Here is a 25,790-nt window from a genome sequence, read left to right as displayed (position 1 = left end):
CCGAAATTTGAACAAGATGAGAAAAATTGTAATAACCATGCTAGGGCTTGTTGTGTTAACAGGCTGTAAAACTCAAAAAAATACTGAAACAACCAATGAACCAAAGGCTTACGGTATCAGAAAAGATAAAGATCAGGATGGAATTCCTAATAAACTGGATAAATGTCCTGATATTGCCGGTCCTGCAGAAAATGAAGGATGTCCTTGGGTAGAATCGGACGGAGATGGGGTAATTGATAAAGATGATGCATGTCCTACCGTAGCAGGGCCACCGGAAAATAATGGATGCCCATGGCCGGATACCGATGGAGATGGTATTCTGGATAAAGATGATGCCTGTCCTACAGTTCCGGGAATGCCGGAATATAATGGCTGTCCAAAACCAAAATCAGTTACTGCAATGGAGGTGTCAAGCACAAGATCAGCAGTATTTTATGAACTAGGAAGAATTTACAACAATCAGGTAGGAGATAAAAAAGAGGTTCACAAACCTGCAAAGACAGATAATAACATTGATTATGATAATGAAGAATATGCTGCATTAGCTGAGAATGCATTTGAACTGACCCGAAATCAGCCCGTTTCTACCTTCTCTATTGATGTAGATAATGCTTCCTATTCCAATGTCAGAAGAATGATTAATTATGGAGCAAAAGTTGATAAAAATTCAGTGAGGGTAGAGGAAATGATCAATTATTTTAAATATGATTATCCACAACCGGAAAATGGTGATCCCTTTTCTATTAATACAGAATACAATCAATCTCCATGGAATCCAAAACATAAACTGCTTAAAATAGGACTTCAGGGGAAAAATATTCCCATGGATCGTCTGCCTGCATCCAATATTGTTTTTCTTATTGATGTTTCAGGTTCAATGAGTCAGGAAAATAAGCTGCCATTGCTGAAGTCTTCTCTTAAAATTTTGCTGAATCAGCTCAGACCTAAGGATAAAGTTGGTATTGTAGTATATGCAGGTAGTGCAGGAATGGTTCTGCCACCTACATCAGCAGGAGAAAAAGAAAAAATTATTAAAGCGTTGGATAACCTTCAGGCTGGTGGAAATACAGCAGGAGGAGAAGGAATTGAACTTGCTTATAAACTGGCTAAAGAAAACTTTATAAAAGGAGGAAACAACAGAGTTGTTCTGGCAACAGATGGTGATTTTAATGTAGGAGCTTCTTCAAGTGCAGATATTGAAACCTTAATTACGGAAAAAAGGAAAACCGGAATTTTTCTTACCTGTCTTGGCTACGGAATGGGAAATTATAAAGACAATACGATGGAAACCCTTGCAGATAAAGGAAATGGAAATTATGCCTACATTGATAATATACAAGAAGCCAATAAGTTTCTGGGTAGAGAATTTGCGGGAAATATTTATACGATTGCCAAAGATGTAAAAATCCAGATTGAATTTAATCCAAAATTTGTAAAATCTTACCGCTTAATTGGATATGAAAACAGAAAACTGAGAAATGAAGATTTTGTAAATGATAAGATTGATGCTGGAGAATTAGGAAGCGGGCATACAGTGACTGCTTTATATGAAATAATACCATCAAATGTAGAGTCCGAATTTATTCCAAAAGAAACAAAATTAAAATATTCTAAAACTTCCAATACAAAAGATTCTGGAAATGAATTAGCAACGGTAAAATTCCGTTATAAAAAACCTGACGAAAGCAAAAGTAAAGAGATCAGTAATGTAATTAAGAAAGAAGCCGCTGCGGTAAGTCAGGATTTCAAATTTGCTTCTTCTGTAGCATGGTTTGGACTGGTACTAAGGAATTCTGAACTGATTACAAAAAAAGACCTTTCCGATATTGAAAACTTGGCCAAACAGGGAAAAAATAAAGATGAAGAAGGCTATCGTTCAGAGTTTATAAGGTTGATAGAGAGTTATAAAACAATTCAAAAGTAAGTCATTAAAAAGAAATTTCTCCGGAAATTTCTTTTTTTATATTTTTAAGCATACTAATTACCGATGAAAAAGAATTATCTGCTGTTGCTGCCGTTTACCATTACCCTATTACAGGCACAAAATTCACAACTGTATTATTCTGGAAAATTTTTAACATCTAAAGATAAAACACAGAATTTTTTAAAGATTCACAATAAGAACAGCGGCATTTATGAACTGACTGATGAGGAGGGTTTTGCAATTATTGCTGCCAAACCCTATGATACACTTGTTTGGAATCAGGGTAAGAATACTCATGTTATTTCTTCTTATGAGCTTAAGGAATTAAAAACTATTCTGGAAAATCAGACAGGCAGCAAAAGTGTAGAAAATATCTACAATAAAACATATGACAGTCTGGTTTCAAAGGAAATTAAAGATGATTTCAGCATTGAAAAAACTAAGACCCGCTTAAGTAAAAGGTCTCACTCTTATTTTGATCAGATAAGAAGATTAAAACAAAAGAACGACAGTATTTATATTCTAAAAAGACTCAACGAGAAAACATTATTTTTTAACGGAAGCTTTACCACATCCTTAGAGATTAAAAACAGGAATGCTATTCCGGGAACTCAAAACAGATATGTGCAAGGAAGGTCAGAAAATGGAAACCTTGTCTGGAAAGGACCTGAAACCAATGAGATGTTCAGTTTCGGACCCGATATTTCTACTTTAGGATTTAGTGGATTGCCCTATGAATATGACCAGAACGGAAGACTGATTCCGTGGATTGATGGGCTCCAGCGTGCCCGAAAATATGATAACAGCCTTTTTAAAACAACGGTAGGTTATAATAACCAATTGAATGTAAATACTTTTATAAAAGAAGGGTACAATGAGAAAATCCGTTTGTCATTCAATCTGGGCCAGCAGAAGAACCAGATGTATTTTATAGATCAGTTTGATATCGCCAATACCTTTAAAGCAAAGCTGAATACAGAATTAGGCGGATATTCCATTAATCTTGCTTTTAATTACGAAGAAGACAAAGCTACCAATACCAATAGAATAGGGTTGTTCAACAGAGTTTATCAGAATTCATTGTTAACACCCGTTTCTTTTTCGAATGAACAAAATATCATGTTGAGTAACGGTTCACAGAGAAGCTACAGTAAAGATGCAGACAATCCTTCATTCCTTTTTGAACAGGATAGCAAATACCGCTATCAGAACCGCGAAAGGCTGTTTAGTTTTAATGTTCTTAAAAATTGGGATGAATTTAAACTGAATATCAGCCAGTCTTATGAAAGCAGCAATATTTGGAACAAAGATCAATACAAGCCCTCTACCTATGGTTTTACCAGTGGTTTACTCAATGAAAGAATTCAAAATAACAGCTTATATCATTCCAGTATATTGGGTTCCTATGCATTGGGAAAGTATGATTTTAAAAATACGCTCAGCCTGAATTTTATCTTAAACGATAGAAAATCGGATGTTTATAACAGTCTGACCCATCAGCAATACCTTTATCAGAGAACTTCGCAGGATCATATTTTTAATTATAATATGGATATTCGCGATTATGATTTTGAAGCAGGTCTTAATCTGGGAAATTCATTTTACATCTCTAATACATCACTTAAAAATAGCTATTGGCTTCCCAAAGCTAATTTCTATGTGAAATTCAATGATATTTTCAACTGGTACAATTACAGTTTTAAACTATTGGGAAGTTACACGCAGGTAAGCTCTGAGCCGGAAATTACAAGATCATACGCTTCTTACGCAACAACCTTACTGAATGCACAAGACTATAACCAATATTTCCCCATACAGGAAGCGGAAAGCTTCAGAGGTTTATCCAATATCAACACAAGAGAATGGAAAGTCGGAACTATGTTTAACGTTGGTTATCATGTAAGTTTAGAAGGAGAATATTTCAACAGAAAAAATACAGATGATATATTTCCTGTTTTCGAAAACAATCAGCTGAAATTAAAGAATATAGCGGATCATACCTACAGTGGATATGAATTCAACTTTACTTATAACCGCTTACGTTTTGGATATAATCTTTACAGCACCCACAAAGTTTCATTCTTCAAATATAAAGATATTGTAGATCGCATTGCTCCCGGCTACCAGAACCTGGCTGTTTCGGGGTTTAAGGACATTTATAAGACATTGTCAGAAGGACAGGTCTTGGGAGCTGTCATGGGAAGCTATTTTGAAAGAAACGCTGGCGGACAATTAATCATTGATGATTTTGGATTCCCTAAAAAAGCAGACGGAATGAAAGTTATTGCAGATCCCACTCCGGATTTTGTGATGAAATTCAGCCATAATTTTTCCTATAAAAACTTTTCCTTAGATATCAATTGGGAATGGAAAAAAGGCGGCCAGCTCTGGAACGGAACAAAGGCGGTTCTTGATTATTACGGCCGTTCTTCTGAATCAGGAGAAGACCGAAACATCAAAAACTATGTTTTCCAGGGTGTGCATACCAATGGAATGATCAACCAGATTCCTGTAGATTTCTATGATCCCAATCTGAATGTTCAGGAAAACCGATGGACGAGATATGGCTATCTGGGCGTGGGGGAAAACTATATTCAAAAGGCAGACTATATAAGAATCAGCAATATTTCACTGTCTTCCAGTTTTCCGATCAACTATGGAAAGCAGAATCTTAAACTTACTTTTTATGTAAATAATCTAATGCTTTGGCAGGCCAGTAAAGGTGCAGATCCCAATCAGAATTTTTATGATATGGATAACGGAAGAGGACTGGATTTTTTCAACCTTCCGTCTTTTAAAACATTTGGATGCATTGTTTCACTCAAATTTTAACCCATGAATTGCAAGTTTATATCACCCTATATCATTTTGCTGAGCTTATTATTCTCAACTTTTTCTTTACAAGCTCAGCAGCAATCTTTTCAGGATTTCGAAAAAGAAAAAACCTACATTCAGACCAACCATGTTTTTTATAAACCTGGTGAAGGAATGTATTTTAAAATATATATTGTAAAAGGAAAAAATAACCTTCCGGTAGAAGACAGCAGAATTGTTAATTTTGAAATTATTGATCCTGCAGGAGGCGTTTTAAAAAAATTGAAATATGAAATTACCAATGGATATGCCCAGGGTTATTTCTATTTTGCTGAAGACATGAAAGGTGGGATCTATAAAATAAGAGCCTTTACCAACTGGATGCAGAATGAAGAAGGGAAAAACACCTTTGAAAAAGAAATTACCCTCCAGAAAATAGTATCTCCAAGAATTCTCATGAAACTGGATTTTCCTAAAAAAGGATATGGCCCGGGAGATGAGGTGACAGCCGACTTTTCAATGAGAAGTCTGAGCAACCTTCCTATTCCTTTTTATGAAGCGGATTATACGGTAATGACCAACGGGGAAATTGTCTCAGAAGGAAAACTCATCACCAATAAAGAAGGTAAAAATCAGTTGACTTTCAAGCTCCCTGAAGTATTGAAATCCTCTGATGCATTGTTGAATATTAAAGTGAATTTTGACGGGTTTACAGAATCCATTTCCAGAAATATTCCTGTTGTTCTGAATAATCTTGATGTAAAATTTTTACCTGAAGGAGGAACTTTTATCAACGGGATAGAACAAAATATTGCCTTTAAAATTCTGGATGAATTTGAAAAACCTGTAGACGCTGTTCTGGCTATTTTCAATCAGAATCATGAAAAAATAAAAGAAATTTCAGCTTACAATTTCGGGATGGGAAGCTTTCTTTTTACCGCTAAAAAAGGAGAAACCTATTATGCAAAAGTGATAAGGCCGGAAAACAGTACCCAGACTTTTAATTTCCCTGTTGCAAAAGATGAGGGATTGGTTCTGAACATCCGGAATGAAAACAAAAAACTGATGTTTACCATCGTTTCAACCTATGAAAAAACGATTACCCTTAATGCAGGTTTCCGCGGAAAAGAATTGTTTACCAAAGACCTGCTGTTAAAAAAAGGGAACAACTCAATGGAGATCGATGAAAAAGACTTCCCGACAGGTATCTGCAGATTTACCGTTCAGGAAAATAATATTCCTCTTGCAGAACGTGTTCTTTTTACCAATAAAGAGAACCGGTTGAATATAAAGGTTAAGCCTGTAAAACAACATTATCTGCCACGGGAAAAAGTAATGCTGGATATTGAAACTACTGATGAAAATAACAGACCTGTTCCTGCCAACCTCGGATTGAGTGTAGTGGATGATAAACTATGGACATATGCTGATGACAAGCAGAATCATATCATTTCCTGGCTTTTGATGGACTCTGAGTTGAAAGGAAAAATTGAAAAGCCACAGTTTTATTTCGATAAGAAAGAAGAAAAAGCGGATAAAAGCTTAGATCTTGTTATGCTGACAAACGGTTACAGGTATTTTGAATTGATTCCGGAAGTTCTGAAAACCAATCAATACAAATACCTGCCAGAAAAGAAAAATACAATTTATGGAGTGGTGGAAGATGAAAACAAAAAACCTGTAAAAGCAGATGTCTTCCTTTTGAATACAGATAATAAAAAAATCCTTAAACAAGCTGCTACGGAAAATGGACGTTTTTATTTTTCAGACCTGAGTGCAGACAATTCATATAAAATGATAGCCAGATCTTCGCAGCCTAAACATCAATTGAAAATCAGGATTTTGTCTTATAATCTGGATATTAATCCTATAGTGAAGCAAAATCTTTCCCATATAGATGTAGAAGAAATCGTAAAAGAAGCTGAAAGAAAAGAAGTGATAAAGACAGAAAACAGGAATAATACCCAGACATTGAGTAAACCCGGTCGGTCAAAAGATACTATTCAGAACAAAAGGATTGAAGAAGTTGTTGTGTTAGGGTACAATTTGAAAAAAGATAAAGCCGCAGTTACTTCTACAACAATAGCGTCTTCGCTGGAAATTCAGAATCCTAATGTAACTTCATTACTAAGCGGAAAAGTTGCCGGATTAATCATTACACCGGCGGGACAGTCCGGAGCTGGTGCACAGATAAGAATAAGAGGAGAAGCATCCATTACCAATAAGCACCCATTGTTCATTGTAGATGGTACTCCTGTAGAAAACTTCAACACCATTATAAATCCGAATGACATCAATAGTATCACCGTTCTCAAAGATGCAGCAGCTACCGCTATTTATGGAAGCAGGGCAGCGAATGGAGTCGTGATTGTAAACTCTTATAAAAACAGCAGTTCAAAAATCAGTTTTGATATTACCCCGAAATCTTATATTGCTGTTGAAGCACTACCGCAAGGAAGACTTATATCATATGCTTCATCAAGAGAATTTGTCTATCCGGTATATAAAACTACCAATACATCCTACCGCTTCGATTACAGAGAAGCACTTTACTGGAATCCTGTAGTAGAAACCGATAAAAACGGAAAAGCAAAAGTGGAATTTTATAATTCTGATGCCAACTCCACTTTTAGAATTATGACAGAAGGTATTGCGGCATCAGGACTTGTAGGAAATGATGAAACTACCTATGCCGCGCAGAGCCTTATCTCAATAGATGCTAAAATTCCCCAATATCTCACAAGAACAGATCAGATGACAATTCCTGTTGTGATTAAAAATAATTCCTCAGAAATCAGGAAAATGACCATGGATGTGATTGTTCCCAATCATGTAAAATTGATTGGCTCTGACAGTTTAATTACCCTGAAACCATTGGAATCGGGAAGATTATTTGTCAAAATACAGACCGATGAGATTGTGGATTCCAATATTCAGTTTACTATAAGATCCGGAGATTTCAGGGAAACGATGATTCTTCCGTTTAAAGTAGAAGAAAAGGGATTCCCGCATCAGTTTTCGATTATCAATAATAAAACAGAAGATATCAAGATCAATATTCCGGAGTATATCAACGGAAGTCTGACTTCCTCGTATTATGTATTTGAAAACACCGCTTTGCAGATGTTTGCAGATATTGAACAGTTGAAGAGAGAACCTCATGGCTGTTTTGAACAGCTTTCCTCAACAGTGTACCCAAATATTTTTATTCTGGATTATTTAAAATCAGGTAAAAAAATAGATACAGCAACGGAAAATCTGGTGGTTAAAAACATGAAAAAAGGCTTTCAGAAAATGCTGAGCTATAAAAACAGAGACGGAGGTTTCGGATATTTCAGCAGCGGAGAATCAGATGTGGCACTTTCCGCATTTGCATTACTGGAATTTACAGATTTAAAAAAATATGTAAACCCCGATTCCAAGCTTATTCAGGGACTTTCTTCATTCATTTTATCCAAAAAGAATGCAAACGGATTATTTGAAGTAAGAAAACCATTTGAATTAAAAAATGATTTCTCAGAATATTCCTGGTCGAGAAATATGTACGTGGTGTATGCTTTATCCAAACTGGGTTTTAAAAATGAAATTGAAGATTCCTTTACAATAATGATGAAAAGAGCTTTGGCTACAAAAGACTCTTATCAGCTTGCGTTACTTGCCAATGCTGCCGCTCATCTGGGAAAACAACTGGAATATGATAATCTGATGAAAATTCTGGACCAACAATATGAAATGAAGAATGTAAAATCTAAAATCACTTTTACAGGTTCATGGGGGCTGTCTGCCGATGCAGAAACTCTTTCATTATACATCATCGCACTTCAGAAAGATGAAAAGCTGAATCAGTTGAAGATTGCAGAAGCTGCGGATCAGCTTATTAATTTCAATGGATATTATGGGTTCGGTTCTACTCAGGCTACAACGCTGGCAATACAGGCGTTGTCTGAGTTCTTCTCTAAAAATGAAACATTATACGGGGCTGAAAGACCGGTTATCAGCATTAATAAAGCAAATACTTATCCTAATATCAGTCTTTCATCAGCATATAAAGCCGGAGAAAATAAGATCAGTATTCATTATCCAACGAAAAATGGGCTGCCTTATAAATTAGAATATCAGTATTATACCCTTCAGGCCCCGGAAAGCAAAGATATTCCTGTTACAATGGAAACAAAGCTAAAATCTGCGGTGTCCAGAGTGGGAGAGACCAACAGAATGACAGTTACTGTTAAAAACAAAATCAATGGCCAGCTGCCAATGACCATAGCGAAGATCGGTATTCCTGCAGGCCTGACCTTACAAAATGCCTTGCTGAAAGATCTGATTGATAAAAAACAAATTTCCTATTATGAAATCTTCGACAATTACCTTGTACTGTACTGGGAACATTTCAATGCAGAGGAAACAAAAACGATCAATCTTGATCTCAAAGTGGAATTTGCAGGAACTTATACAGGTAAATCAAGCAATGTGTATCTCTATTATATGCCGGAAGCAAAGTACTGGAATCAGGGAATAACAGCTAGTATTGAGCCTTAACCTTAATTTTTTATAAATTAAAACAGACCTTCTTATGGAGGTCTGTTTTATTTTTAAAATTAATTTTCAAAAATTATTGAAAATTCAAAAAATATAATTACATTTGTAACAGAAACTTAAAAGGAAAATAAAATGCAACTTTCAGAAGCAAAAGAAAAATACATTCAGACCTGGGGAACCTTTGCCACCAATTGGGGAATCAACCGTACGATGGCACAGGTACATGCATTGCTTTTGGCTAGCGGCAGACCGCTTTCTACTGATGAAGTAATGGAACAGCTGGAGATTTCAAGAGGAAATGCCAACATGAATCTTCGCGCGCTGATCGACTGGGGAATTGTGAAAAAAGAATTTGTGAAAGGAGACCGTAAGGAATATTTCGTGGCAGAAAAAGATGTGTGGTACCTTTTTAAACAGATTACTAAAGAGCGCAGAAAAAGAGAAATAGAACCTGTAATTGCCTTTCTTGAAGAATTAAAGAATATTGAGGATAAAGATTCAGAAGAAGCTCAGGAATTTATCAAACTCATGAATGATTTCAGTTCTGTCACCGGAAAAATAAATAATATTATGGATCTGGCGATAAAAAGTGATGATCACTGGCTGGTAGGGAAAATTACCAATCTGTTGAAATAGAAAAATTGAAAGAGGATGAATATCCTTTTTTATTTCAATTTAATTTTCAAAAATTACTGAAAATATAAAATTTATAAAATGTTCAATATTGTTTCTTATATAATTTTTCTAGGTATCAGTTCGTATATCACAATTGATGTAGGAAGAAGATGTTATCATGAAGGGAAAGCCTATTTGAAATATTTACTTCATGATGAAGGTCTTTGCCTGACAATTAACAGGATACTTCTTGGTTGCTATTATCTCCTGAATCTCGGTTTTATTGCAATTAACCTTACCATATGGAACAAAATAAGCAGTCTCGAAGAAATGATAACGATCACTGCAACGAGAGTTGGAAGTATCATTTTAATCCTTTGTATCCTGCATTATATGAACATTTTCATCCTTTACTTTTTGAGAAATAAATTAACATTAAAATAATACTATTATGGCAACTACAGTTTTAACCGCAACGTATAACTTTTCAGCGTACATGATTTATCTGCCTATTGTAATTACTCTTACAATTCTGGTTTCACAATTTCTGTTCAAGAATTCAAAAACTTTTATGATTGATATTTTTCATCAGAAAAAGGACATTGCTATGGCAACAAATTCACTTTTTAAAATAGGTTTTTACCTTTTAAATATTGGTTTTGCCTTATGTATTATAGAGTTTTTTCAAATTGAAACAGTGGAAAGATTGGTTGTTGCTTTAAGCAAAAAGATTGGAGGTTTCTCTATTTATCTTGGGGTCATGATGCTTCTGAATCTTTTGTTATTCCTGAAAGGGCGTAAACATGTATTGAACAAAGAAAATAAGATTAAACATGAAAACATTAATCTTTAAAATCTGGATGTATTTTGCATTTAAAATACAGAAGAAAAGGACAAGAGGAGACTTTTTAAACTTTTAAAATCACAATTATGAAAACGCTCAAAAACCACACATTAATCTACGACAATGAATGTCCGATGTGTAATCTCTACTCCAAAGGTTTTACAAAATGCGGAATGCTGGATGAAGATGGAAGAGAAGCATTTACAGAACTCTCAGGTAGAAATAAAAACCTAATCGATTTCAAACGTGCGAAAAATGAAATTGCTTTGGTGGACCACAACAAAAATGAAGTTGTTTACGGATTAGACAGTCTGCTTCTCATCATTGGAAATTCTTTTCCATGGTTGGCAAAAACCGCTCGAATAAAACCTCTGTACTGGTTTTTTCAAAAGCTGTATTCCGTCATTTCTTACAATCGGAAACAGATTATTCCTTCCCCAAAAGATGATACAGAACAATCTTGTGTTCCGGATTTTAACCTGAAATACAGAATGGCATACATCAGTTTTGTTGTTATTTTTTCAGCCTATATCTTAAGTGAATTTTCCGTAAAGCTGGATCTAAATTTAGAACGAAATTTCCTGAGAGAATTTGCAGTTTGTCTTGGTCAGATCGTTTGGCAGACCCTCTTTTTAAAAACTTATCTCAAAGATAAAATCTGGGATTATCTTGGAAATATGATGACTGTTTCCTTAATCGGGACTTTACTTTTAATTCCTGCTCTGATGACCAATTTTACCCCTGTTTTTTACATGTTGTACTTTGGAATTGTAGTATTGATCATGTTTCTGGAACATATAAGAAGATGCAGAATACTTAAACTGAATTTTCTTCCTACCATTTCCTGGATATTGTTTAGAATGACAGCACTGGCAATCATCATTCTGACAACCATTGAATTTAAAATTTAAAAAACTTAATACCTCTGAAAATGTCAACAATCTATTTAAACACCGTAATCAACGCAGATATTCATTATGTTTTTGATCTGGCAAGAAACATTGATCTGCATCAGCAGTCAACCTCAACATCTCATGAAAAAGCAATTGCAGGACGTACTTCAGGGTTGATTGAAGAAAACGAAACTGTAACCTGGCGGGCAAAACATCTGGGAATGTATCAAAATCTCACCACAAAAATTGTCAGTATGGAAAAACCGGTTCAGTTCATTGATGTGATGCAGAAAGGCGCCTTCAAATCTATGCGACACAGACATACCTTTAAATCTGTCAACGGAAAAACATTGATGACTGATATTTTTGAATTTGAATCTCCGCTCGGAATTGTAGGAAAATTGTTTAATGCCATTTTTCTTACAGGATATCTCAAAGATTTTCTGCTCAAAAGAAATGAGATGATCAAAACCATTGCAGAATCTTCCACCCATGACGGGATAGCCATTTTTTAACCTAAAAACACAGCATTATGAACTTTTTAAAAGCAGAATGGCGAAAACTGGCCATCATCAATTACGAAATCAGTCCTGAGATCTTATTGCCTTATTTGCCCAAAGGTACAGAACTCGACTTTTATAAAGGCAGATGCTATGTAAGCTTAGTAGGATTCATGTTCTTAAATACAAAACTGTTGGGACTACCCATTCCTTTCCACCGCAATTTTGAAGAAGTAAACTTAAGGTTTTATGTAAAGAAAAAAGAAAACGGAGTTTGGAAAAGAGGTGTGGTATTCATCAAGGAAATAGTTCCCAAACCAGCATTAAGCCTTATCGCCAATGCTGTGTACAAAGAAAATTATCATACCATGCCGATGAAAAACGAGATTCATGAAAGTGGAGATGAACTGCTGATCCGGTATTCATGGAAAGACAAAAGCTGGCATTCTATTGAGATTATGGCTGATAGCACAGCAAAACCTATGGAAGAAAACTCAGAATTTGAATTTATCACAGAACATTATTTTGGTTTTACCCAAAAAGAAAATACTACCTCCGAATACGAAGTATGTCATCCAAAATGGGAATGCTACACGATAAAAGACCATCAGCTGGATATTGATTTTCAAAAAATCTATGGAAATGACTTTAAATGTCTGAATCATCAGGAACCTGTTTCGGTAATGCTTGCTGAAGGTTCAGAAATTCAGGTGAAAATAAAGAAATACATTAGTTAAAAAATAAGGGGAGACCAAATCCCTTATCCACAAGCATCTGTGCAAATCTGTGAAATCTGTGGTTAAAGCCTTAAGCATTGAACCCAAAACCTAAAACTTAAAAAAATGAAAATAATAATAGCCGGAGGCACCGGATTTCTGGGTGAAAATTTGGAGAAATACTTTACAGAAAAAGGAAACCAGATCTATATCCTGACCCGTAATCCTCAACGTAAAAACGAAATTTACTGGGATGCCAGAACATTGGGTGAATGGAAAAACACTTTGGAAAAAGCAGATGTTCTGATCAATCTTACAGGAAAATCTGTAGACTGCCGGTATCACGAGAAAAATAAGCAGGAAATTTATTCTTCAAGGATTAGCAGTACAAAAATATTGCAGAAAGCTGTAGATCAGTGTTCTGAAAAACCAAAAATCTGGCTGAATGCGAGTTCTGCAACCATTTATGTTCATTCTGAACAGCATCTGAATACAGAAGAAAACGGAATTATCGGAGATGATTTTTCAATGAATATCTGCAAAAGCTGGGAGAAAGAATTCTTTACAGTTAAAAATGAAGAAACACGAAAAGTAGCCCTTCGCACATCAATTGTTCTTGGTAATGATGGCGGTGCATTTCCAAAGCTGAAAATGATTACCAAAATGGGATTAGGAGGAAAACAGGGAAGAGGAAATCAAATGGTAAGCTGGATTCATATTGATGATTTTTGTAAAGCAGTAGACTGGATCATTCAGCATGAGGATATGTCAGGAACGATCAATATAACCGCTCCGGCACCAGTTTCCAATGAAAATATGATGAAAAAATTGAGAAAACAACTGAATATTCCTTTTGGGCTTAATGCTCCGGTCTGGCAGTTGGAAATTGCATCCATATTCCTGAATACAGAAACCGAATTACTCTTAAAAAGCCGTAATGTTTATCCTGAAAGACTGATAAAAAGTGGATTCCGGTTTTCATATCCCGGATTTGATGAGGCTATTCTTAATCTCCTGGAATCCTAATGTTTGCGGGTTTCCCAAAGGATAATTAAATTAGCGGAAAACTATTCCATATGTTGGTTATACCCAAAATAAAACCTTTTCTCCTTTCATCTTTTTTAATAAGTTCAGTAGTATTTTCACAGGCTCATAATGTGTCTGACGGATATCAGAAGCCCACAGACCCACTTGTTGTTCAGAATCTGGACCAGTGGCAGGATATGAAATTCGGACTGTTTATGCATTGGGGAACTTACAGCCAGTGGGGAATCGTTGAAAGCTGGAGCTTATGCCCCGAAGACGAATCATGGACGCAGAGAAAACCTGAGCACGGGAAAACTTATGACGAATATGTAAAGAATTATGAAAACCTTCAGACAACTTTTAATCCCACTCAGTTTAACCCTCAAAAATGGGCTGATGCAGTAAAAAAAGCAGGGATGAAATATGTGGTTTTTACCACGAAACATCATGATGGTTTTGCAATGTTTGATACCCAGCAGTCAGATTATAAAATCACTTCTCCTAAAACTCCCTTTTCAAAAAATCCAAAATCTGATGTGACAAAAGAAGTTTTCAACACTTTCAGAAAAGAAGGATTTAAAATCGGAGCTTACTTTTCAAAGCCTGACTGGTATTCCGATGATTACTGGTGGCCCTACTTTCCGCCGAAAGACAGAAATGTAAATTATGATCCTAAAAAATATCCGGAAAGATGGGAGAATTTTAAAAAATTCACCTTTAATCAGCTGAACGAGATCACTTCCAATTATGGTAAAATTGATATACTCTGGCTGGATGGAGGCTGGGTACGTCCTTTTCATACCATTGATCCGAAAGTTGAATGGCAGCGCACCATCAAAGTAGAGCAGGATATTGATATGGATAAAATAGGAACAATGGCCAGGAAAAATCAGCCGGGAATTATTATTGTAGACCGTACCGTTCCCGGAAAATGGGAAAATTATGTTACACCAGAGCAGGCGGTTCCGGAACATGCTCTTCCCATCCCTTGGGAAAGCTGTATCACCATGGGAGATTCCTTTTCCTACATTCCGAATGACAACTATAAAACCTCCCAGAAGATCATTGAAACCCTGGTGAAAATCATTTCAAGAGGAGGAAATTACCTGATGAATATTGCTCCCGGACCTAATGGTGATTATGATCCGATAGTCTATGAAAGATTACAGCAAATCTCCGGATGGATGAACAAAAATCAGTCTGCTGTTTTTGCTACAAGAGCCATTGCTCCCTATCATGAAGGAAATTATTATTACACCCAAAGCAAAGACCATCATACGGTAAATGTTTTCCATCTTGATGAGCAGTCAGAATATAAGGCACCGGAAGTACTTACTTTTTCTATTCCGGTAAACTTTAAGCCAAAATCCTTAAAAATATTAGGTCTTTCATCAAAAATTCAATGGAAAAAAACAGCAGGTGATGCGCTTGAAATCAAATTGCCTGAAGAAAGGAAAAATCTGAAATATGCAACCGTAATTCAAATAATACAATAATGGGATTATTTCGTTTTAAATTTACGGGAGCTGCATTATTGCTTAATATTGTTATCATCTCTGCTCAAAAACCCTTATATAAAGATCCGGAGCAGCCTATTGAAACCAGAGTTCAGGATCTGTTGAAGAGAATGACCCCTGAAGAAAAATTCTGGCAGTGTTTTATGATTCCCGGAGATTTAGATAACGTCTCAAAGGAACAATATTTCCATGGAATTTTTGGATTGCAGGTAAGTGCTGGAAACCAGGGAGGCGGTGCTGCAGGGCAGTTATTGAAATATAACGCCAATGAAGATGCAGAAAGGTTGGTGAAAAAAATAAATGCCATTCAGAAATATTTCGTAGAAGAGTCAAGATTGGGAATTCCTATTATCCCCTTTGACGAAGCCTTACACGGATTGGTAAGAGAAGGGGCTACGGCTTTTCCGCAGGCTATTGGTTTGGCAGCTACTTTCAACCCGGAATTGATGAACAAGGTCTCCACAGCAATTGCAAAAGAATCCAAATTGAGAGGAATCCGTCAGATTCTGACCCCTGTAGTCAACCTGGCGAGTGATGTGAGATGGGGAAGAACAGAAGAAACCTATGGTGAAGATCCTTTTTTGACCTCCATAATGGGAACAAGCTTCGTCAGTTCATTTGAAAATATGGGAATCATCACTACTCCAAAACATTTTCTTGCCAATGTAGGAGAAGGTGGAAGAGATTCATACCCGATTCATTGGAGTAAAAGATACCTTGAGGAAACACATTTAATCCCTTTCTATAATGCTTTTACAAAGGGGAAAAGCCGTTCGGTGATGACTTCCTATAACCTGCTCGATGGAAGGCCTTCAACTGCAAATCATTGGTTACTGACTGAAAAGTTAAAAAATGACTGGAATTTCAAAGGCTTTGTCATCAGTGATGCAAGTGCGGTAGGTGGAGCGAATGTGCTGCATTTTACAGCAAAAGATTATGATGATGCTTCTGCACAGGCCATCAATGCAGGGCTGGATGTGATTTTTCAGACAGAATATAAACATTATAAACTCTTTATCCCTCCTTTTTTGGATGGAAGAATTTCAAAAGAAAGAATTGATGATGCTGTTGCAAGAGTACTGAGAGCTAAATTTGAGCTTGGATTATTCGAAAATCCTTATGTTTCACTCAAAGAAATTGGCGAATTAAAAAAGCTGAACCATAAACCTCTGGCAGAAAAAACAGCTGCAGAATCTTTCGTTTTGCTTCAGAATAATAACCAGACCCTTCCTGTTCCCGGAAATGTAAAAAGAATTCTGGTGGTAGGAAGAGATGCTGTGGATGCAAGATTGGGTGGTTATTCTGGGCCTGGAAACAAAAAAGTAAATATTGTTGACGGGATTAAAAATTATATCAGAGATAAAAATATTGAAGTCATTTATGCAAAAGGAACTGATTGGAATGTAAAGGATTTTACCACAATTTCCAATGAATATTTATCCTCTGAAAACAAAAAAGGATTAAAAGGAACCTATTTCTCTAATACCGATTTAAAAGGAAATCCGGCTTTTGAAAAACAAGACGAGCAGCTCAATTTTAAATGGACTCTATACTCACCTGATCCTGAAAAACTTCAGCCAGATCATTACAGTGTCCGTTGGACAGGAAAACTGGAAGCTCCGGATTCAGGAAAATATCAATTAGGATTGCGCGGAAATGACGGCTTCAGATTATACCTTGATGGAAAATTAGCTATCGACCAATGGGAAAAACTAAGCTATTCCACCAAAATGGTTGAGGTAGATTTTGTAAAAGGTAAAAAATATGACATTACCATTGAGTTTCATGAAAATCGAGGAGAAGCCAGCCTTGAACTGATCTGGAATTATGGACTTTCTAATTACCGGAAAGAGTATAAAGAGGCTTTAGATCTCGCTCAGAATGCAGACTATATCATTGTTGCTGCCGGTATTCATGAAGGTGAATTTCAGGACCGCTCCTCACTGAGTTTACCCGGAAATCAGGAATCATTTATTCAGGAAGTTTCGATATTGAAAAAACCGGTAACCGTAGTTTTAGTAGGAGGATCTGCCATAAAAACAACTGCCTGGAAAGATAAAGTAGGAGCTATCTTGGATATTTGGTATCCGGGAGAAGAAGGTGGAAATGCTGTTGCAAAAACTCTTTTTGGTGCAGAAAATCCATCCGGAAAATTACCTATAACCTTTCCGGTTGAAGAAGGCCAGCTGCCTTTGACCTATAATCACCATCCAACGGGAAGAGGAAATGATTATTATGACCTGAGTGGTGAGCCATTGTATCCATTTGGTTTTGGTTTAAGTTATACCACCTTTGAAATCTCCGGTTTACAGCTGAACAAAACCCAATATTCAGAAAATGAAACTATTATTGCTAAAGTCAATGTAAAAAATACAGGATCAAAAGCGGGAAGTGAAGTCGTTCAGTTATATGTAAAAGACTTATTGGCAACCGTTTCAAGACCCGTTATTGAACTCAAAGGATTTCAGAAAGTAGAATTGCAGCCCGGAGAAACAAAATCTGTCACCATTGAAGTTCCCATAAAGCAATTACAGTTTCTGAATGAAAAAATGGAATGGATTGTAGAAAAAGGAACGTATAGAATTATGGTTGGCAATTCATCTAAAAATCTTACTTTAAAACAAAATATTGAAGTTTCACAGCATGAATAAAGAAATAAAAAAAGAGCAGAAACTTCTGCTCTTTTTAAGTATATTTTTTGAAGATATCTAGTATTTTCTGGCTAATAAAACGTTCAGTAAGAATGTTCCGGTCCAGTTACTGTTATTGGATCCGTTATTTCCAATGAAATCTATACGGGCCACAGATACCGTAAGTCTGGTTCTTCCTGCAGTACCATTATTGGCAAGACTTACAAAAGATGCTGTAAATACATCCGGGAAACTTGAATTGTTTCCTGCAGTAAGAATTGGATACATATTTGTAACGTTGAACGGAGTGCCCTGATACTCATAAACCAAGGTCATTCTGCTGGCATTGGCATAGGTAGAAGTATGAGCATTATCTACTGATGTTTTGCTAATGATCCACCATCTGTCATTTGTTGTTCCTGTATCATAACCAGGATTACCATGGTTAGTCCAGTCGGCAACAGGTGCTGTTCCAAGCCTATGAGGAGGAATGAGAACCTGTGTTCCATAGATTTCCACGTTGCTCGGTTTAGGAAGAACGGTAAAAGACAAATCCCATGTTCCGCCTGTTGTATTGCTGTTGTTCACAACTTCAGCATAGGCACCGATAGGAATCACAAAAGAAGGAACAGGAGTATTGTCAATTCTTAGAGTATTACCGCTGGATGCCTGAAGTGTAATATTATTCGGCGAAATGTTTTTAATCTTATAAATTCTTCCGGTAAAACTTGTTGTTCCGGTTCCGATGACCGGAAGGGTAAACGTGGCATCGGCTGTTCCATTATAAGTAATGTAATGGTCGGTAGTCAGAATATTATAAGAAGTGGCTGTGACTTCACTATAGCCCGCTCTTAAGGAACCATTTACGGCAAGTGTGCTGTTAGGAGTTGTTGTATTAATACCTACTTGTGCAGTCAGGGGAAGGGTTCCAAATAAAAGGATCAAAATGTATTTTTTCATGTGTTGGAAATTTGGTTTCGATCAAATATAGAAAAAAAATAACTAAAAATTAAATAAAACTTAATAAATTATATATTATTAATTAAAAGCATTAGCTGATATTGTAAAAGCTTTTAAAAATTATCAAACCAATCTGCACGGGACTTCCAGATCTTCGGTAAGATAATAGCTGCAGCAAAGGCGGTGGTAGCCATCTGCAATAATCAGTTCATTTTCACCTCTTACCAGAAGTATGGGTGAAAGTTTTTTATTTTTTTCTACTTTTTTCAGGTTTTCTTTTACATGAATATTGGTCTTAGGAAGCAGAGGAAGCTTACTAGCTCTTAAAATATCTTTTGATTTTTTTGTAATTGTATCAGCTGCCTTTAATTTTTCAACCATTTTTCTGGCTTTATCGGGCTCATAAAGCAGTTCCAGATAATCCTGTGCCGCAGGAAAATCGTGAGTTTCGGGTTCTTTCATCCAGATACTGTCTTTAGTCAGATTACCTTTTTTTACAGAAGTTTTCATAGGTGCTTGTTAAAAGATAAATGTATGAAAAATAGATCGTTATTAATGTCCATAATTTCAAATGAGTTAATGATTTTACATGATGAATTTTACTTTCTACAAAAAATATTGGTATGATATATGCAAGATTTATCACGAACCGGAATGAATTTAATTAAGACTATAAAATTTATTGAAATCATTCAAAAAATATGAACATTATGAAAAAGTTATTAATTTCAACACTATTAGTATTAGGTTTATCAATGAATGTTTCCGCCCAGAAACGTCCGCCAGCTCCTCCACATCCATCTAAAACGGAATTGGTTAATATTAAAATGCAGGAACTTACCAAAAAATACAATACTGAGAAAAAGCTCATTCTTAATCATCCGCTTGCTACCAAACAGATGAAGAGAGATCAGATGAAAGCATTAAATCAAAGATATGCGGCTGAAAAACGATTACTTAGACAGGCAAAATAATAAAGAATTTTTGCAGTTATTAAAATTGAAAAAGCCGGTTTTTATATTGTGATTTTTGATAAATTTTCAATGTAGAATGAAATTTATTGAAAGAGAATGCGTTTTGTATTCTCTTTCTTTATTTAAAATTGAATAAAAACGCCTTGTTGATGCATTTTAAGATCAGTTTGCAGAAACATAAAACATCCAATATTTTTCCTTAAATTCGCATAAAAATTTTTAAAGTAATGAATTACGATATTATTGTCATTGGAAGTGGTCCTGGTGGATATGTTACTGCGATCAGAGCAGCGCAATTAGGTTTCAAAACCGCAATTATCGAGAAAGAAAATTTAGGAGGAATCTGCCTTAACTGGGGATGTATTCCAACTAAAGCTTTATTGAAATCTGCTCAGGTTTTTCATTATATCAACCATGCTGAAGATTATGGTTTGAATAAAGTGGAGGCTAGCTTTGAATTCCCGAATGTAATTCAGAGAAGCCGTGGTGTTGCCAGCAAAATGAGCAAAGGAATCGAATTCTTGATGAAAAAGAATAAGATTGACGTAATTCTTGGTACTGCAAAAGTACAGAAAGGTAAAAAAGTTTCTGTGACAGATAAAGAAGGTAAAGTAACTGAATATTCAGCTACTCACATTATCATCGCTACAGGAGCTCGTTCAAGAGAATTACCAAACTTACCACAGGATGGTAAAAAAGTAATCGGATACAGACAGGCATTATCTCTTCCTGAGCAGCCGAAATCTATGATTGTTGTAGGTTCTGGAGCTATCGGGGTAGAATTTGCTGACTTCTATAACACAATGGGAACTAAAGTAACTGTTGTTGAATTTATGCCAAACATCGTTCCTGTAGAAGACGAAGAAATCTCTAAACACCTGGAGAAATCTCTGAAAAAGACAGGAATTGAAATTATGACAAACGCTTCTGTAGAAAGTGTTGATACAAGCGGTGAAGGAGTAAAAGCTACTGTAAAAACAGCTAACGGAAACATCACTCTTGAGGCTGATATCTTATTATCTGCTGTAGGTATTGCTGCTAATATCGAGAATATCGGATTAGAAGAAGTAGGAATCCAGACAGATAAAGGAAGAGTATTGGTGAACGAGTGGTACGAAACTTCAGTACCAGGTTACTATGCAATCGGAGATATCATCCCAACTCAGGCTTTGGCTCACGTTGCTTCTGCAGAAGGAATCACTTGTGTTGAGAAAATCAAAGGGATGCACGTTGAAAAAATCGACTATGGCAATATCCCTGGATGTACTTACTGTCACCCTGAAGTAGCTTCTGTAGGTCTTACTGAAAAGCAGGCTAAAGAAAAAGGATATGAGATCAAAGTGGGTAAATTCCCTCTTTCTGCTAGTGGTAAAGCTACTGCAAACGGAAACACAGACGGATTTATCAAAGTGATCTTCGATGCTAAATATGGTGAGTGGTTAGGATGCCACATGATTGGTGAAGGAGTAACGGATATGGTTGCTGAAGCTGTAGTAGCAAGAAAACTTGAAACTACAGGTCACGAGATCATCAAATCTATCCACCCGCACCCAACAGTTTCTGAAGCAATTATGGAAGCTGCTGCTGCTGCTTACGGTGAAGTGATTCACATTTAATCTTAATATACAGATAATCAATACAATAAAAGCCCGGATTTTTCCGGGCTTTTTCTTTGATACCAATCAGGAATATGAGTAGACGAAACCTCACAGGTTTGATCGTAAAAGGCACCCATTTAATCATAAAAAGGATCAACAAAATTTTTATATGTTTGAAGTTATATCTCTTTTTAGATTGAATTTTTGACAGGATTGTAATGGATTTTATTAAAATAATTTTAAAATCAGCATATTTATAAAAATTAACTCGATTATTTCAGGCTGTTTCCTTACATTTATTCTATGAATTTTGACAGAGTAGGACTTGTTTTATCAGGCGGCGGTACCAAAGGAATCGCTCATGCAGGAGTATTAAAATTCTTACAGGAAAAAGGGATTGAAGTAGATATCCTTTCCTGCTGTAGTGCAGGATCTATTGTAGGATGTCTTCATGCTATCGGAAAAACTCCGGAAGAAATTCTGGAATTTTTCAATTCTGTGTATTTTTTCAACTGGAAACATTTTACTTTCAATCAGCCGGGACTTGTTTCTTCAGTGATTTTCAGGAATTATCTTAAGCCTATCTTCCATGAAATGAAATTGGGTGATCTCGATATTGAAGTAAAAATTGTGGCCACAGAACTGGTTTCCGGAACCCAGAAGATTTTTGATAAAGATTTTGAGATTGTAGATGCCATCATTGCCTCGTGCTCCATTCCCGGAATAACAACTCCTTACATTATTGGAGAGGAAATGTACTGTGATGGAGGTGTATTGAATAACTTTCCGGCAGATATCATCAGAGATGACTGTGATAAGCTGATCGGCGTATTTGTCTCTCCACCCAACGAAGCTAAGATTAAAGACCTGAACTCCATTAAGGCAATCGTTTCCCGTTCTTATGATTTACTCTCCTATAGAATTGAAAAAATAAAATTTGATTACTGTGACTGGTTTATTTCTTCTCAAAAACTATCTTCTTACGGAACTTTTGAACGAAGAAAGGACAGATTGGAAGAGATCTTTAATATCGGGTACCAAGCTGCTAAAGAAAGTTATGAAGCCAGTGGCTTTTTTGAAGAATTAAAGCAGTCCGGAACATAAAAAAAATCCTGCACAAATGCAGGATTTTAGTGTATATAAAAGGAAGATGAACGTTGAGTTCATAAAGTAGAGTGTTAGACAGACTGTAATAACTTCCAGCTTCTCTCCTCCAGCTTCCAGCTTTTATTTCATTCTAATTCTTGACTACATATCCGTCCTGACGTACAATTTCATTATCGTTGGCATCGTTCACAACCAGTGTGTAAGGCGCTTTTTTCGGAGAATCTGTTAAATAATTTCTCCAGACCTGATAGCTATGACCTTCATTGTTGAATACAATATAATAATTCCCTCCGCTACCGTCAGGAACAAGCTCACCGTCGCTGATGATCATGCTTGGCTTTGCTGTGATCTTGGCATTAGCATTCCAGGCCTGGTAAAGATACCTGCCATTAGGCTGCTTATCGATTCTGATTTTGAACTTTTTGGTTTTAATAATGACTGTTTTCGGTACCTGTTGAAAGGCAGAAAAAGTCACGGAAATATCTGTTTTCGGATTCGGAACTTCTTTGGCATAAGGGAAAGAAAACTGGGCTAAGCAGAAAGTCCCCAGTAAAATGTGCTTTATCATATTGAGTGGTTATTGGTTAACATTTCAGAGTCTATCAAATATAGCGCCATATTTCAGTTAAAAAGAAGAATAGAGGGCGTCAAAAAGAGATTCTGGAGACGGCTAATGATCTATTTTCAGAAATAATTATGTTGATTATCAGTTTGTTGTATTTTTGTTTGTGAAATATTCTCAGTTTTTGAAACAAGTGAATACTTTTCTTCTGTACATTTGTACCATCAAAGGATCTCGTTCCTTTATTATCAAAATGAAACTAATTAACTTTAAGTTTTTTCTATTAAAAGTATCAGAAATCATCTTCACGATTTTTAATACATCTCCTCCTGCAGTTTCTTAATTTTTCGAAAGAATTATTACATAATTCGTACTCTGTTTTTTCATATCCCGAAGAACCAGAGCACAATCCCTGTTTTCAAAAATAATCAAAAACAAAAAACAAAACTATGGAATTAGCTTTTCATGGCTGGATGGTTCCGGCCGTAATGGCACTTTTGTGCGTACTTTTTTATAAATTCATTTTAAGAATTTTCTTTGGATTAATCATTGTCCCTCAGGACAAGATAGGGTTGGTAACCAAAAAATTTGTGCTGGTAGGTAAGCAGGAACTTCCGGAAGGAAGAATTATTGCAACCAACGGAGAGGCAGGTTTTCAGGCTCAGACACTAGCGCCGGGGGTATATTTCAGAAAATGGATATGGCAATATTCTATCGATTTTCAACCTTTCACAGTGATTCCAACCGGAAAAATAGGTTTATTACTGGCAAAAGACGGGGTAGAATTAGAAACCGGAAGGATCTTAGGGAGAAAAGTTGAGTGTGATTCTTTTCAGGATGCCGAAGCTTTTTTGAAAAACGGAGGAAGAAAAGGCCGTCAGACTGCGATTATTGCACCAGGATCCTATAGAATTAACACGTTATTATTTGAGATAGAGTTAACGGATATGACTCAGATTCCTGATAATGCAGTGGGGGTTATCACAACCATGGAAGGAGACCCTTTAGCAGAAGGTCAGATTGCAGGTAAAATTATCAATGAGCATAACAAATTTCAGGATGTAGATACTTTTTTGAATAGCGGTGGGTTTAAAGGGCTTCAGGAGCAGGTGATCCTGGCGGGTTCTTATTTCCTGAATCCCTGGTTTACAAAAGTTGAAATGGTGAAAATGACGGAAATTCCCATAGGACATGTGGGAGTCATTATCAGCTATGTAGGAGAAGAAGGACAGGATTTAAGCGGGATTGATTTTAAACATGGAAATATTGTTGAGAAAAGTCATAAAGGAGTTTGGGCAGAACCCATTGGCCCTGGAAAATATCCCATCAATCCTTATATTATGAAGGTTGAGCTTGTTCCTACTACCAATTTAGTGCTGAACTGGGCTTATGAAAGAAGTGAATCTCACCAGCTGGATAAAAATCTTTCAACAATTACGGTACGAAGTAAAGACGGTTTCCCTTTCAATCTTGATGTTTCGCAGATCATCCATATTCCTACGTATGAAGCTCCAAAAGTGATCGCCCGTTTTGGAAATATGATCAATCTTGTAAGTCAGGTTTTAGAACCAACCATTGGGAATTATTTCAGAAATTCAGCGCAGGATAGTGATGTGATTGCATTTTTAGGAACCCGAAAGGAAAGACAGCAGTCTGCAAAAGACCACATCAGCAGCGTTTTGGAACAATATAATGTAAATGCTGTAGATACTTTGATAGGGGCGATTGTTCCTCCGGAAAGTCTAATGAAAACCTTAACGGACAGAAAATTGGCGGAAGAACAGAAAATTACGTACGAAACTGAGATGCTGGCCCAGGAAACGCGTCAGGCTCTGGAAAAAGAAACAGCTGTTGCTGACATGCAGAAAGAAATTGTAAAGGCAGATCAGGGAGTTTTGATTGCGGAAAGAATAGCTGATGCATCGGTGAAAAAAGCAACCGGAGACGCCAATTCCGTAAGATTGCAGGCGAATGCGGAAGGAGACAGATTGAAGCTGTTGGCAACAGGTGAAGCCGAAAAAACAAGACTTCTCGCAAAAGCTGAAGCCGAAAAAATAGAATTGCTGGCAAAAGCAAATGCGGAACAAATTTTATTAACCGGTAATGCAGAAGCAGAAAAAATTCTGGCCATTGGTAAATCCAATGCAGAATCCTATAAATTATCTGTGGAGGCAATGGGTGGAAATAATTTTACCCAATTGAAAATCATGGAAAATATTGCCAGTCAGAATGTAAGAATAATGCCTGAGGTATTAATCGGAGGAAACGGAGATTCAGCGAATGGCGGAATCAGCGGACTTTTGGGACTTCAGCTCTTGGAACAGGTGCAAAAGAAAAATGCTGAAGCGGCTGTTATAATTGAAGAGAAACCGGATAACAATTCTTAACTTTAGCTTATAATTAAGTTACTCCAAATTTTTAAATGATTTATATTGTACGGCTAATTATATTACTTCTGATTATTAGTTTTGTTATTTTCTCTTTTATTGAAATCTATTGAAAAAGTATGAGATTTTAAAAATTACAGCACCAGTAGGATATATAATTAAAAACTAAAAATCGCCCGGAAAT

The 25,790-nt window shown here is 36.2% G+C and carries 18 protein-coding genes; 15 read left to right on the top strand and 3 right to left on the bottom strand.

Annotated features, from left to right (window positions below; genetic code table 11):
* Positions 1 to 16 precede the first annotated feature (16 nt).
* The 11 genes from FW781_RS05110 to FW781_RS05060 all read left to right on the top strand — a co-directional run bounded on the left by FW781_RS05110 (position 17) and on the right by FW781_RS05060 (position 18,039).
* A complete protein-coding gene (locus FW781_RS05110; RefSeq protein ID WP_149386427.1) occupies positions 17 to 1,924 on the top strand; it encodes a vWA domain-containing protein in 1,908 nt (635 codons plus the stop codon).
* A 63-nt stretch (positions 1,925 to 1,987) separates the two neighbouring features.
* Positions 1,988 to 4,756 (top strand): SusC/RagA family TonB-linked outer membrane protein, encoded by a 2,769-nt coding sequence (locus FW781_RS05105; protein ID WP_149386426.1) that lies wholly within the window; start codon positions 1,988 to 1,990, stop codon positions 4,754 to 4,756.
* A 3-nt stretch (positions 4,757 to 4,759) separates the two neighbouring features.
* Positions 4,760 to 9,277, top strand: coding sequence for a TonB-dependent receptor plug domain-containing protein (locus FW781_RS05100; protein WP_149386425.1), 4,518 nt, complete (start codon positions 4,760 to 4,762; stop codon positions 9,275 to 9,277).
* 132 nt (positions 9,278 to 9,409) lie between these two features.
* Complete coding sequence (locus FW781_RS05095) at positions 9,410 to 9,913, top strand: GbsR/MarR family transcriptional regulator (RefSeq protein WP_149386424.1); 504 nt, start codon at positions 9,410 to 9,412, stop codon at positions 9,911 to 9,913.
* A 430-nt stretch (positions 9,914 to 10,343) separates the two neighbouring features.
* The gene (locus tag FW781_RS05090; protein ID WP_149386423.1) at positions 10,344 to 10,745 is read left to right on the top strand and encodes a hypothetical protein; all 402 of its coding nucleotides are present in this window, start codon (positions 10,344 to 10,346) and stop codon (positions 10,743 to 10,745) included.
* A gap of 77 nt (positions 10,746 to 10,822) precedes the next feature.
* Positions 10,823 to 11,647 (top strand): DCC1-like thiol-disulfide oxidoreductase family protein, encoded by an 825-nt coding sequence (locus FW781_RS05085; RefSeq protein WP_149386422.1) that lies wholly within the window; start codon positions 10,823 to 10,825, stop codon positions 11,645 to 11,647.
* A gap of 20 nt (positions 11,648 to 11,667) precedes the next feature.
* Complete coding sequence (locus FW781_RS05080) at positions 11,668 to 12,144, top strand: SRPBCC family protein (RefSeq protein WP_149386421.1); 477 nt, start codon at positions 11,668 to 11,670, stop codon at positions 12,142 to 12,144.
* 17 nt (positions 12,145 to 12,161) lie between these two features.
* A complete protein-coding gene (locus FW781_RS05075) occupies positions 12,162 to 12,866 on the top strand; it encodes a YqjF family protein (RefSeq protein WP_149386420.1) in 705 nt (234 codons plus the stop codon).
* 105 nt (positions 12,867 to 12,971) lie between these two features.
* Entirely contained in the window at positions 12,972 to 13,871 is a 900-nt protein-coding gene (locus FW781_RS05070) for a TIGR01777 family oxidoreductase (RefSeq protein ID WP_149386419.1), read from the top strand.
* Positions 13,872 to 13,921: 50 nt separating this feature from the next.
* Positions 13,922 to 15,367: an alpha-L-fucosidase gene (locus FW781_RS05065; RefSeq protein ID WP_149386418.1), complete on the top strand. Its 1,446-nt coding sequence runs from the start codon at positions 13,922 to 13,924 to the stop codon at positions 15,365 to 15,367.
* Positions 15,367 to 18,039, top strand: coding sequence for a beta-glucosidase (locus FW781_RS05060; RefSeq protein ID WP_149386417.1), 2,673 nt, complete (start codon positions 15,367 to 15,369; stop codon positions 18,037 to 18,039). The genes FW781_RS05065 and FW781_RS05060 overlap by 1 nt, the downstream gene beginning before the upstream one ends.
* Positions 18,040 to 18,096: 57 nt before the next feature.
* On the opposite strand, the gene FW781_RS05055 is transcribed toward FW781_RS05060, so the two are convergent.
* Entirely contained in the window at positions 18,097 to 18,978 is an 882-nt protein-coding gene (locus FW781_RS05055) for a hypothetical protein (RefSeq protein ID WP_149386416.1), read from the bottom strand.
* A gap of 123 nt (positions 18,979 to 19,101) precedes the next feature.
* Positions 19,102 to 19,488 (bottom strand): hypothetical protein, encoded by a 387-nt coding sequence (locus FW781_RS05050; RefSeq protein WP_149386415.1) that lies wholly within the window; start codon positions 19,486 to 19,488, stop codon positions 19,102 to 19,104.
* Between the two features lie 200 nt (positions 19,489 to 19,688).
* Here FW781_RS05050 and FW781_RS05045 point away from each other — a divergent pair, with 200 nt between their 5' ends.
* From FW781_RS05045 to FW781_RS05035, 3 genes are all read left to right on the top strand, one after another.
* Entirely contained in the window at positions 19,689 to 19,952 is a 264-nt protein-coding gene (locus FW781_RS05045) for a hypothetical protein (protein WP_228720141.1), read from the top strand.
* Between the two features lie 227 nt (positions 19,953 to 20,179).
* Positions 20,180 to 21,568 carry a dihydrolipoyl dehydrogenase gene (gene lpdA / locus FW781_RS05040; RefSeq protein WP_047388165.1) on the top strand — a complete coding sequence of 463 codons (1,389 nt, stop codon included), beginning with the start codon at positions 20,180 to 20,182 and terminating at the stop codon, positions 21,566 to 21,568.
* Positions 21,569 to 21,853: 285 nt separating this feature from the next.
* Positions 21,854 to 22,654, top strand: a complete 801-nt coding sequence (locus FW781_RS05035) for a patatin-like phospholipase family protein (RefSeq protein ID WP_149386413.1) — start codon at positions 21,854 to 21,856, stop codon at positions 22,652 to 22,654.
* A 133-nt stretch (positions 22,655 to 22,787) separates the two neighbouring features.
* Here the strand turns inward: FW781_RS05035 and FW781_RS05030 are convergent, their stop codons facing one another.
* A complete protein-coding gene (locus FW781_RS05030; protein ID WP_149386412.1) occupies positions 22,788 to 23,225 on the bottom strand; it encodes a hypothetical protein in 438 nt (145 codons plus the stop codon).
* A gap of 443 nt (positions 23,226 to 23,668) precedes the next feature.
* On the opposite strand from FW781_RS05030, the gene FW781_RS05025 reads away from it, so the two are divergent.
* On the top strand, positions 23,669 to 25,606 hold the full coding sequence (locus FW781_RS05025) for an SPFH domain-containing protein (protein ID WP_149386411.1): 1,938 nt from the start codon (positions 23,669 to 23,671) through the stop codon (positions 25,604 to 25,606).
* Positions 25,607 to 25,790 lie beyond the last annotated feature (184 nt).

It is taken from the genome of Chryseobacterium panacisoli (genome assembly GCF_008274625.1).
Lineage (GTDB): Bacteria > Bacteroidota > Bacteroidia > Flavobacteriales > Weeksellaceae > Chryseobacterium > Chryseobacterium panacisoli.
Note: the sequence above shows the minus strand (reverse complement) of the source record. Positions and strands in the feature narration are given on the sequence as shown.

Excerpts from the sequence above, each read along its gene's own strand:
- FW781_RS05110 (WP_149386427.1), top strand. The coding sequence starts at position 17 with ATGAGAAAAATTGTAATAACCATGCTAGGGCTTGTTGTGTTAACAGGC.
- FW781_RS05105 (WP_149386426.1), top strand. The coding sequence starts at position 1,988 with ATGAAAAAGAATTATCTGCTGTTGCTGCCGTTTACCATTACCCTATTA.
- FW781_RS05100 (WP_149386425.1), top strand. The coding sequence starts at position 4,760 with ATGAATTGCAAGTTTATATCACCCTATATCATTTTGCTGAGCTTATTA.
- FW781_RS05095 (WP_149386424.1), top strand. The coding sequence starts at position 9,410 with ATGCAACTTTCAGAAGCAAAAGAAAAATACATTCAGACCTGGGGAACC.
- FW781_RS05090 (WP_149386423.1), top strand. The coding sequence starts at position 10,344 with ATGGCAACTACAGTTTTAACCGCAACGTATAACTTTTCAGCGTACATG.
- FW781_RS05085 (WP_149386422.1), top strand. The coding sequence starts at position 10,823 with ATGAAAACGCTCAAAAACCACACATTAATCTACGACAATGAATGTCCG.
- FW781_RS05080 (WP_149386421.1), top strand. The coding sequence starts at position 11,668 with ATGTCAACAATCTATTTAAACACCGTAATCAACGCAGATATTCATTAT.
- FW781_RS05075 (WP_149386420.1), top strand. The coding sequence starts at position 12,162 with ATGAACTTTTTAAAAGCAGAATGGCGAAAACTGGCCATCATCAATTAC.
- FW781_RS05070 (WP_149386419.1), top strand. The coding sequence starts at position 12,972 with ATGAAAATAATAATAGCCGGAGGCACCGGATTTCTGGGTGAAAATTTG.
- FW781_RS05065 (WP_149386418.1), top strand. The coding sequence starts at position 13,922 with ATGTTGGTTATACCCAAAATAAAACCTTTTCTCCTTTCATCTTTTTTA.
- FW781_RS05060 (WP_149386417.1), top strand. The coding sequence starts at position 15,367 with ATGGGATTATTTCGTTTTAAATTTACGGGAGCTGCATTATTGCTTAAT.
- FW781_RS05055 (WP_149386416.1), bottom strand. The coding sequence starts at position 18,978 with ATGAAAAAATACATTTTGATCCTTTTATTTGGAACCCTTCCCCTGACT.
- FW781_RS05050 (WP_149386415.1), bottom strand. The coding sequence starts at position 19,488 with ATGAAAACTTCTGTAAAAAAAGGTAATCTGACTAAAGACAGTATCTGG.
- FW781_RS05045 (WP_228720141.1), top strand. The coding sequence starts at position 19,689 with ATGAAAAAGTTATTAATTTCAACACTATTAGTATTAGGTTTATCAATG.
- lpdA (WP_047388165.1), top strand. The coding sequence starts at position 20,180 with ATGAATTACGATATTATTGTCATTGGAAGTGGTCCTGGTGGATATGTT.
- FW781_RS05035 (WP_149386413.1), top strand. The coding sequence starts at position 21,854 with ATGAATTTTGACAGAGTAGGACTTGTTTTATCAGGCGGCGGTACCAAA.
- FW781_RS05030 (WP_149386412.1), bottom strand. The coding sequence starts at position 23,225 with ATGATAAAGCACATTTTACTGGGGACTTTCTGCTTAGCCCAGTTTTCT.
- FW781_RS05025 (WP_149386411.1), top strand. The coding sequence starts at position 23,669 with ATGGAATTAGCTTTTCATGGCTGGATGGTTCCGGCCGTAATGGCACTT.